At 69.1% G+C, this 9,383-nt stretch carries 9 protein-coding genes; 4 read left to right on the top strand and 5 right to left on the bottom strand.

Annotated elements, in window-relative coordinates; all coding sequences use genetic code 11:
- Positions 1 to 505: sensor histidine kinase N-terminal domain-containing protein (locus AC1D2K_RS22290; protein ID WP_478091054.1), on the bottom strand; the 505-nt coding region annotated here is incomplete at its 3' end.
- A complete protein-coding gene (locus tag AC1D2K_RS22295) occupies positions 502 to 1,182 on the bottom strand; it encodes a response regulator (RefSeq protein ID WP_478091055.1) in 681 nt (226 codons plus the stop codon). The genes AC1D2K_RS22290 and AC1D2K_RS22295, both read right to left, overlap by 4 nt.
- Before the next feature lie 114 nt (positions 1,183 to 1,296).
- On the opposite strand from AC1D2K_RS22295, the gene AC1D2K_RS22300 reads away from it, so the two are divergent.
- The 3 genes from AC1D2K_RS22300 (at position 1,297) to AC1D2K_RS22310 (ending at position 4,605) form a co-directional block, all read left to right on the top strand.
- Positions 1,297 to 2,256 carry a Bug family tripartite tricarboxylate transporter substrate binding protein gene (locus AC1D2K_RS22300; protein ID WP_478091057.1) on the top strand — a complete coding sequence of 320 codons (960 nt, stop codon included), beginning with the start codon at positions 1,297 to 1,299 and terminating at the stop codon, positions 2,254 to 2,256.
- 184 nt (positions 2,257 to 2,440) lie between these two features.
- Positions 2,441 to 3,001 (top strand): tripartite tricarboxylate transporter TctB family protein, encoded by a 561-nt coding sequence (locus AC1D2K_RS22305; RefSeq protein WP_478091059.1) that lies wholly within the window; start codon positions 2,441 to 2,443, stop codon positions 2,999 to 3,001.
- Between the two features lie 92 nt (positions 3,002 to 3,093).
- A complete protein-coding gene (locus AC1D2K_RS22310; protein WP_478091060.1) occupies positions 3,094 to 4,605 on the top strand; it encodes a tripartite tricarboxylate transporter permease in 1,512 nt (503 codons plus the stop codon).
- 43 nt (positions 4,606 to 4,648) lie between these two features.
- On the opposite strand, the gene AC1D2K_RS22315 is transcribed toward AC1D2K_RS22310, so the two are convergent.
- The gene (locus AC1D2K_RS22315) at positions 4,649 to 5,104 is read right to left on the bottom strand and encodes a hypothetical protein (protein WP_478091062.1); all 456 of its coding nucleotides are present in this window, start codon (positions 5,102 to 5,104) and stop codon (positions 4,649 to 4,651) included.
- A gap of 143 nt (positions 5,105 to 5,247) precedes the next feature.
- On the opposite strand from AC1D2K_RS22315, the gene AC1D2K_RS22320 reads away from it, so the two are divergent.
- Positions 5,248 to 5,952, top strand: a complete 705-nt coding sequence (locus tag AC1D2K_RS22320; protein ID WP_478091063.1) for a Crp/Fnr family transcriptional regulator — start codon at positions 5,248 to 5,250, stop codon at positions 5,950 to 5,952.
- A gap of 5 nt (positions 5,953 to 5,957) precedes the next feature.
- On the opposite strand, the gene AC1D2K_RS22325 is transcribed toward AC1D2K_RS22320, so the two are convergent.
- The gene (locus AC1D2K_RS22325) at positions 5,958 to 6,842 is read right to left on the bottom strand and encodes a copper chaperone PCu(A)C domain-containing protein (RefSeq protein WP_478091064.1); all 885 of its coding nucleotides are present in this window, start codon (positions 6,840 to 6,842) and stop codon (positions 5,958 to 5,960) included.
- A gap of 22 nt (positions 6,843 to 6,864) precedes the next feature.
- Positions 6,865 to 9,189, bottom strand: coding sequence for a TonB-dependent receptor (locus AC1D2K_RS22330; protein WP_478091066.1), 2,325 nt, complete (start codon positions 9,187 to 9,189; stop codon positions 6,865 to 6,867).
- Between the last annotated feature and the right edge of the window lie 194 nt (positions 9,190 to 9,383).

A 9,383-nucleotide genomic window follows, 5' to 3' on the forward strand; every position in this document is an offset into this window, starting at 1 on the left:
GCGCCAGGGTCTCGCGCAGCTCCAGCGTCTCGGCCACCTGCACCACGGCCATGCCGCGCCCGCGGGCGCTGGCGACCGGCTGCAGCAGCACCGCCACGCGCACCGGCATGCTGCGAAACTCGGCGTCGTAGAAATCGACCAGCGCCGCGTAGGGCGGCCGGTCGGGCAGCTTGCCGCGCCAGAACGGCAGTTCCGCGAAGCCCGAGACCATCTGGCCGTCGAGCCCGGAGACGCGGTAGTACATGCGGCTCTGGTTGTCGGCTTCGAAGGCCTCGAGCGCGGAGTAGGGCACGATGGCCCGCAGCGAGGCGGCCTGGTCGTAGCCTTCGACGTCGAGCTGCTCACCGATGGTCTTGGCGGAGGCCAGCAGGGTGCGGTCGTAGGCGGTGGTCGCGGCCGCCAGGCTCTGGCGATAGAGGCTCACGCTGTTGATCACGATGAACAGCGCGATCGGCGCCAGGATGCCCAGCAGCAGCCTGGCGCGCAGCGAGGCCGCCCGCATCATGTCTCTTCGCGCAGCAGGTAGCCCAGCCCGCGCAGCGTCATCAGGGTGGCGCCGGTGGCGGCCAGCTTCTTGCGCAGGCGATACACCACGACTTCGACCGCTTCGTACTGCACGTCCGCCTCGCCCGGAAACACCAGCTCGAACAGGCGCTCCTTGCTGACCGCGTGGCCCGGCTTGACCATCAGCGCCTTGAGCAGCGCCAGCTCTCGCGGCGTGAGTTCGAGCACCTCGGCGCGATGGTAGATCGCGCCGCTGTCGGGTTCGTAGCGCAGGCCGCCGACTTCCGGCAGGCGCGCCGGCGAGTCGGCGCCGGCGCCCTGGTGGCGGCGGTTCAGGGCCCGGATGCGGGCTTCGAGCTCGTCGAGGTCGAAGGGCTTGGGCAGGTAGTCGTCGGCCCCGGCGTTCAGGCCGACGATGCGGTCGCCCACGGTGCCGCGGGCGGTCAGCAGCAGCACCGGCGTGCGCAGGCCGGCCGCGCGGGCCTGGGCCAGCACCTGCAGGCCGTCGAGCCCGGGCAGGCTCAGGTCGAGCGCGACCACGTCGGGCTCGAGTTCCTGCCATTGCGCCAGCGCGCGGGCGCCGTCGCCGCAGATGCGCACGTCGATCTGGCGGCGTCCGAGCGTGCGCTGCAGGGTGGTTTGCATCGACGGATCGTCTTCGATTAGCAGCAGCTTCATTCCGCGATTTTCGGTGTTTACCCCAGTGCTGCGGACAGCCAACTGACAGCGGGGCGGCGCATCATAGCGGCGTCAGCTTCCTCTCAGCTTGCCCATACATCCAAGGAGACATGCATGCGTCGCGATACCTTCCTGAAGTCACTGGCCGCCCTGGCCGCCACCGGAGCCCTGCCGTTGTCGGCCTGGGCCGCCGCCAACGTCAAGATGATGATCCCCGCCAATCCGGGCGGCGGCTGGGACACCACCGGGCGGGCGCTGGGCAAGGCGCTGACCGACGGCAAGCTGGCGGACACGGTGACCTACGACAACAAGGGCGGCGCGGCCGGCGCGCTGGGCCTGGCCCAGTTCGTCAACGGCTCCAAGGGTGACCCGAACGCGATGATGATCATGGGCGCCGTGATGCTCGGCGGCATCATCACCGGCAAGCCGCCGGTGAGCCTGTCGCAGGCCACGCCGATCGCCCGCATCACGAGCGAGTACAACGTCTTCGTGCTGCCCGCGAGTTCGCCGCTCAAGACCATGAAGGACGTGATCGAGCAACTCAAGAAGGACCCGGGCAGCGTCAAGTGGGGCGGCGGCTCGCGCGGCTCCACCGAGCACATCGCGGCCGCGATGATCGCGTCGAAGGTCGGCGTCGATCCGTCCAAGATCAACTACGTCGCGTTCCGGGGCGGCGGCGAGGCCACGGCGGCGATCCTGGGCGGCAACGTCACGGTCGGCGGCAGCGGCTTCAGCGAGTTCGCCGAATACATCAACGCCGGCAAGATGCGCGCGATCGCGGTCACCTCGGCGCAGCGCCTGCCGGGCATCAACGTGCCGACGCTCAAGGAGCAGGGCATCGACGTCGAGATCGGCAACTGGCGCGGCGTCTATGGCGCGCCCGGGATCACGCCCGAGCAGCGCAAGGCACTGACCGACATGGTGCTGGCGGCGCTCAAGACGCCGGCCTGGGGCGAAGCCCTGAAGAAGAACGACTGGACGCCTGCGGTGCTGTCCGGCGAGGCCTTCGCCAAGTTCGTCGACGACGAGTTCGCGAGCCTGCGCGCCACCATGGTCAAGTCCGGCATGGTCTGACGAGCCCCCACGCTCCGTCACTTCGTGTACTCGCTGCCCCCCGAGGGGGAAGTCGCAGGCCGCCGGTCCACGCGAAGCGCGGACTTCGCCGCGCTGGCGGCCCGGCGCAGGCCTGATCAAGCGCGCTTGCTCGAAGTACGGGGCGGCGTGCTCCTTTTTTCATTGACACGCGAGGTCCAGAACAATGTCCAACATTGACCCCCTTTTGAGCGCGCACGTATTGCACGCGTCCCCGTCCGAACCGCCGGCGATCTGGCCGCAGACGCTGGTCGGCGTCGGTGTGCTCGTCACCGGCCTGGCCCTCGCCTTCGGCGCCATCGGCATTTCCTCCGAGGCCGGCTACGGCGGCGTCGGGCCCAATTTCCTGCCCTGGCTGGTCTCGATCGCATTGACGGTGTGCGGCGGCTGGATCATCTGGGAGGCGCGCACCGGCGGCTTTCGCGACATGGACGCGCCCTCGGGCGCGGTCCGCTCGTACTGGGCAGGTTTCGCGTGGGTGTCGGCGGGCCTCCTGTTGAACGCCGCCTTGATTACCTCGATCGGCTTCATCCTGAGCTGCACGCTGTGCTACGTGCTTGCGGTGCAGGGCCTGCGCCGCGCCAGCGGGCAGGGCGGCGTCAATGCGCCGCGCACCTGGCTCATCGACCTCGTGACCGGCTTGCTGATCGCGGCGCCGGTGTTCTGGATGTTCACGCAGTTCCTGGCGATCAATCTGCCGGGTCTCACCAGCACCGGGTGGCTCTGACATGACAAACCCCCACGCTCATCACTTCGTGTATTCGCTGCCCCCCRAGGGGGCGCAGGCCTCCCTTGGGGCGGCCCGGCGGGAGGCCTGACATGGAAATCTTCAACGCATTGATGCACGGTTTCGCGCTGGCGATCACGCCCGCGAACCTTCTCTGGTGCCTGGTGGGCTGCGCCCTGGGCACGGCGGTCGGCGTGCTGCCCGGCATCGGCCCGGCGGTGGCGGTCGCGATGCTGCTGCCGATCACCGGCAAGGTCGACGTCACGGCCTCGATGATCTTCTTCTCGGGCATCTACTACGGCGCCATGTACGGCGGCTCGACCACCTCCATCCTGCTCAACACGCCCGGCGAGACCGCCAGCATGGTGACCGCGATGGAGGGCAACAAGATGGCCAAGAGCGGGCGCGCGGGCGCGGCGCTCGCGACGGCTGCGATCGGCTCCTTCGTGGCCGGCACCATCGCCACCGTGATCGTCACGCTGTTCGCGCCCTTCGTCGCCGATTTCGCGGTCAAGCTGGGCCCGCCCGAGTACTTCCTGCTCATGCTGCTGGCCTTCACCACGGTCAGCGCGGTGCTCGGCAAGAGCACCCTGCGCGGCATGACGGCGCTGTTCATCGGCCTGGCGGCCGGCTGCATCGGTCTCGACCAGATCTCGGGGCAGGGCCGCTACACCGGCGGCATCCCCGAGCTGCTCGACGGCATCGAGATCGTGCTGGTCGCGGTGGGCCTCTTCGCGGTGGCCGAGGTGCTGTATGCGGTGCTCTACGAGGGCAAGGTGGTCGAGGCCCAGAACAAGCTGAGCCGCGTCCACATGACGGCGCGCGATTGGAAACGCTCGATCCCGGCCTGGCTGCGCGGCACCGCCATCGGCACGCCGTTCGGCTGCATCCCGGCCGGCGGCACCGAGATTCCGACCTTCCTGAGCTACGCCACCGAGAAGAAGCTGGCCAAGGACGCGGACGCCAAGGCCGAGTTCGGCACCACGGGTGCGATCGAGGGCGTGGCCGGCCCCGAGGCCGCCAACAACGCGACCGTGACCGCCGCGCTGATTCCGCTGCTCACGCTGGGCATCCCGACCTCGAACACCACGGCGATCCTGTTGGGGGCCTTCCAGAACTACGGCATCCAGCCCGGACCGCAACTGTTCACGACCTCGGCCGCGCTGGTGTGGGCACTGATCGCGTCGCTCTACATCGGCAACGTGATGCTGCTCGTGCTGAACCTGCCGATGGTGGGCCTGTGGGTCAAGCTGCTCAAGATCCCGAAGCCCCAGCTCTATGCGGGCATCCTGATCTTCGCGACGGTGGGTGCCTACGGCATGCGCCAGAGCGCCTTCGACCTGGTGCTGCTCTACGCCATCGGCGTGCTGGGCGTCATCATGCGGCGCTTCGATTTTCCGACCGCCCCGGTGGTGGTCGGCATGATCCTCGGCCCGCTGGCCGAAGCGCAGCTGCGCAACGCGATGTCGATCGGCGAGGGCAGTGCGGCGGTGTTCTTCCAGCGCCCGATGTCGATCGTTCTGGTGATCATCGTGCTGGCCGTGATGATCCTCCCGCGCGTTGCCAAGCGCATCGCCGAACGGCGCGTCGCCGCCGCTCATTGACGGCGGCGGACGCGAGACGAGACGCCAAAACGAGCGCGCAGGCTCAGTTCTCTTCGGCTCCCGAGCCGTACTTCGCGGTGGTGGCCATCGGTGTGCTGGCGCCCTTGCGGCGCTGCACCTCGGCCACGAATTCCGGGCCGTTGCGCATGCGCTGGTAAGCCGCCAGTTGCGCGCGGTACGCCCCGCTCGACGGGTCGTAACTCTCCTGGTTGGCGACCTGGCTCATGCCGGACTTGATCCAGAGGCTCAGGTCGGCGCTGACTTCGGCCCGGCTCATCGCGCCCGGCGCCGTGTCGGCGGGGCCGACGCGCAACTCCGACGGCGCGCTGGCCATCGACCGGCTGGCCGCGTAGTCGGCCGTCACGGCCGAGCGGCTGGAGGCGCTGCCCGCGGTGGCGATCGGCGTGCCGACCCACTGCTCGGCGGGGACGGTCTGGGCAAAGGCCGTGGCGCTGGCCAGTGCGAATGCGCAGACACCGAGAAGTTGCTTGGCATTCATGATGAAATCTCCTGAAGGCTTGGATGTGCGGCCACGGACATCGCGGTCATCACAGGACGCAACTGTGGCGATCCGGAGCCTGTCACGCTGTGCGTTTGCGCACGGCTTTTCGCAATCGATCCGACACTCCGGGGAGGTCTGCCATGACGCTCCAACGATCCAGTCTCGGCTTGCAGCAGATCGCGCTGCTGGAAGGACTGTCGGCCGAGCGGCTGGACCGGCTCGCGCAGCACTGCCACTGGAAGAGCCTGCCGGCCGGGACGCCGGTGCTGCTGCGCTCGGAGCGCAACAGCGATGTCTACTTCCTCGTCTCCGGCGCACTGCGCGTGACCTCGTACTCGGCCAACGGCCGGCAGGTCACTTTTCGTGACCCGCAGGAGGGCGAGCATTTCGGCGACATCGCCGCCATCGACGGYCAGCCGCGATCGGCCGACGTCGTCACGCTCACGCCCACCGTGGTCGCCCACCTGGACCGGGGTGCATTCCTGGGCCTGCTGCGCGACGAGCCGGTGGTCGCCGAGCGCGTGATGCGCGGCCTGGCGGCGCTGGTGCGGCAGTTGTCGGAGCGGGTCATCGACCTGAGCACGCTCGGGGTGCAGAACCGCGTGCACGCCGAACTGCTGCGACTGGCGCGGCTGGCTGGCGTCATCGACAACAGGGGGCGGCTGGAGCCGGCGCCGACCCATGCCGACCTGGCCAGCCGGATCGGCACCAACCGCGAACAGGTGACGCGGGAGCTCAACGCGCTGCGCCGCGAAGGGCTGCTCGCCAAGGACGGCAAGGCGCTGGTGGTGCCGGATGTGGCTCGGCTGGCCGCGCTGGTCGCGGAGGTGCGGGGCTTCGCCTGAACCGGTCAGTTGTGCGTGTGGCCGTGCGATTCGGCTGCGCTGCCGGCTGGCGCGCCGACCGGGACGTCCACCTTGAGCGAACTCTTGGCGCCCTTGGCGTCCTCGAAACGCAAGGTGAGCGGGATGGTGTCGCCCTTGGCGATCGGTTGCTTCAGGTCCATCAGCATCACATGCAGGCCGCTCGGCTTGAGTTCGACGGTCTCCCGTGCCGGCAGCGCGAGGCCGCCCGGGACCTCGCGCATTCTCATCGTGTCGCCTTCCATCTTCATCTCGTGCACCTCGGCCACGCCGGCGACCGGCGTGGAGATGCCCACCAGCCGGGCGCCCGAGGGCGCGGTGAGCTTCATGAAGGCGCCGGTGCCGCTCTGGCCGGGCACGGTCTGGCGCACCCAGGCATCCCGCACATCGACCGCCGCGACCCCCGCCGGCAGTACGTCGAGGCGGGCTGCGGGCAGGGCCAGCTTCGCGCTCGAGCCGGCCACCGGCAGCTGGGCCCAGTCGGCGCTGCCGACATCGCAGCTCTGCAGCACCTTGAAGTAGAGCGGGCCGGGCGTGTCGGTCAGCTTGCCGCGCACGATGAACTCGGCGCGCTCGGCGCCGGGCAGGGCGGTTTGTGCGGAGTCGGCTTTCCAGGTCACCTCGCGCGGCGTGGCGGTGAGCGTCCAGCCGGTGCGCGGCTGCGCCTGGACCAGCGTGAAGCCTTGGGGCAGCTGGACCTGCAGGCCGGTGGTCGTCTTGGCGTCGGTGCAGGCATGGCCGACGCGGAAGGCGGCGTCGTACTCGCTGCCGGCGGCGGCACCGCCGGCGGGCAGGCTGACGTGGGCCAGGGCGGCCGCGCTGAAGAGGGCCGCGCAGGCGGCGAGCGATCGGGTGGCGAAGGGAACGGTCATCGAAGTCTCCTTGGGTCGGGGGTCAAAGGTCGAAGCGCAGCTCGGCGCTGTAGGTGCGCTGCGGGTAGGGGTGGAAGTTCCAGTACTGGTAGTTGTTCGCATTGTCGATTCCGAAGGCGGCCGACCACTGCCGGTCGATCTGATAGCGCACGCGCAGGTCGACCGTGAAGTACTTGCTGGCGCCGAAATAGGCAAAGCCGTTGACGTCGCTGTTGTCGAGCGTCGAGTACTGCCGGCCGCTGTAGCGCGCTGCCGCCGTGAAGGCCCAGTGGGCGTCGGGCTTGTAGGTGGCGTAGACCGTGGAGCGCCACTGCGGGACCCGGGGCTGCCATTTGCCCACGCTGGCCGGGAACAGCGGGTTCTCCACGATCTTCGAGTTGGCATAGGTGAGGCTCGCGCCCATGTCGAGCCCGCGCATCCATACGTCCTGCCCGCTGTAGGACAGCTCGACGCCGGTGGTGCGGACCTTCTCGGTGTTCTGCACACGCGAGATGCTGGTGTTCGGGATGAGCTGGTTGTAGAGCGCGTCCTGCGTGGTCTCGTGGAACAGCGTGGCGCGGGCCAGGCCGTTGCCGAGGTCTTTCTCGGCCGTGAGTTCGCTGGTCCAGGACTTCTCCGGCTTGAGGAACGGGTCGTTGATGAAGGAGAGCGCGCCGCCGGTGGTCGCGCCGTACAACTCGCCCACGGTCGGATAACGCACGGCACGGCCCAGCGAGCCCTTGAGCACCGTGTCCTTCGTCAGCTGGTAGGCCAGCGCGGCCTTCGGGGATGCATCCGATTCGCTGCGCGACGCGTAGGTCAAGGTGTTCGTCGCGGTGGAGGTGAAGCCGTTGCTGGCTTGCCAGTCTTCCAGGCGAAGGCCCAGCACGGCCTTCCATTGCGGAGCGAACGACCAGCTGTCCTGTGCCCATGCGGCGACGGTCTCGGTGTTGCCGCCCACATCGCTGACCCGCGTGCCCGAGGGCCCGGTGATCCAATTGCCGATCGCGTTGGACTTCAGGATGCCGAGCTTGTAGGCATCGCGCCCGACACCGAAGTCGACGATGTGCGCCCCGGCGATCCCCTGCGGCCGCCAGGTCCCCTTGGCTGCGAGCGTGTTCCAGCCCGTGGCGCCGCCCTGGTCCTGCAGGGTCCCGGCGCCGCCGAAGGCCGCCAGCGGCAGCGCCACCGTGGGTGCGCGCTGCTGGTCCGTCGAATAGTCGTAGAGGCTGGCGGCGACCTCCCAGTCCCATTCGCCCTGGGTATTGCTCTTGACCGAGAGGCCGTGCATGTAGTGCGTCTGCGCGTCGTTGGTGAGCGGAAAGGCGGTCGGAGCCAGCGTGAAGCTGCGCCCGAGGATGTTGATCGGTCCGCTGTAGACCGACTGCCCGGCGGCATTGCTCAGGTAGCTCTCGGGCCGGCCCTCCGAACTGTTCTGCCACCAGCCCAGCGTGTAGGTGGCGGTCACCGTGGGCGAGAAGTCGTAGGCCAGCTTGAGCTTCGCGTGGTCCTGGACGGCGTGGTACTGGGTGCCGGAGCCCAGGATGTACCAGGGCGTGTTGGTGGTGTTGAGGCCCGGCACGAAGCCGACCACGGGGGTGCCGGCGCGCCCGGGCGTGCCCGAAGCCAGCGTCGCGGTCGTGAAGGTCAGCGGCTGGCTCTGGCTGTCGCCCCGGCTCACGTCGATGAACCATGCCCAGTCGCCGCTGCGGCTGCMGAGCGAGGCGCTGGTCTGCCAGCTGTTGAAGGTCTTGTGGGTGTTGTACAGGTCGTTCGGCTGCGACTGGTAGCCCATCTTGACGTGCGCCTCGAGCTGCGAGGGCATGCGCGTCACGTAGTCGACCACCGCGCCGGCCGAGTTGCCCGGGTAGGCGGCGGAAAAGGGGCCGTACATCACGTCGACGCGCTCGATCTCCTCGGGCGTCACCAGGCCCCAGCGCGGCGCGTAGTTGGTGCCGTTGGCGATGCCGTTGCCGAGGTAGTTCGACAACAGGATGCCGTCGGCATAGACCGCCGAGCGCGCGCTGTTGCCGGTGCCGGAGGCGCGGGTGGACAGGATCGCGTGGTTGTAGTCCCCGATGTAGCGCTTGCGCACCAGCAGGCTGGGCAGGTACTTGAGCGCGTCCTCGCTGTCGGTGGCGTTGATGCGGGTCTCGATCTCCTCGCGCGTCACCCCTTCGATGGTCGTCGGAATCTGGGTCGGCAGCGAGGTCGGCTGGCCGCCGGTCACGGTGACGACGCCGAGCGAGCGCGTGCGCTCGGGGGCCTCGTCGGCCGGGCGCGCGCTCTGCGAGTCCTGTGCCGCGGCGGGAAGGGCCCACCATGGGAATGCAGCGCTCAAAGCGAGCGACAGCATGGTCTTGTTCATTGGAAGAATCCCCTCGGCACCTCATCCGGTGCCGATGCATTGCTGGAAAAGCGCAGCGAAGCACCCGCCAGGGCRCCTCGTGCATCAGGTCTGAAGCAAGCTCAGGAGCGTGGGGGGCCGCGCGCCGGCAGCGGCGCCGCGGTGGCCGCGGCGATACGCGCGGCCGGGATCGGCTGGACCGCATGGCCCAGGGG

The sequence above is a fragment of the Variovorax sp. P1_H12_2 genome (assembly GCF_056405335.1).

What these genes read in the sequence shown, in the direction of transcription:
- AC1D2K_RS22305 (WP_478091059.1), top strand. Translation starts at nt 2,441, where the DNA reads ATGTCCAACATTGACCCCCTTTTGAGCGCGCACGTATTGCACGCGTCC.
- AC1D2K_RS22300 (WP_478091057.1), top strand. Translation starts at nt 1,297, where the DNA reads ATGCGTCGCGATACCTTCCTGAAGTCACTGGCCGCCCTGGCCGCCACC.
- AC1D2K_RS22295 (WP_478091055.1), bottom strand. Translation starts at nt 1,182, where the DNA reads ATGAAGCTGCTGCTAATCGAAGACGATCCGTCGATGCAAACCACCCTG.
- AC1D2K_RS22315 (WP_478091062.1), bottom strand. Translation starts at nt 5,104, where the DNA reads ATGAATGCCAAGCAACTTCTCGGTGTCTGCGCATTCGCACTGGCCAGC.
- AC1D2K_RS22325 (WP_478091064.1), bottom strand. Translation starts at nt 6,842, where the DNA reads ATGACCGTTCCCTTCGCCACCCGATCGCTCGCCGCCTGCGCGGCCCTC.
- AC1D2K_RS22310 (WP_478091060.1), top strand. Translation starts at nt 3,094, where the DNA reads ATGGAAATCTTCAACGCATTGATGCACGGTTTCGCGCTGGCGATCACG.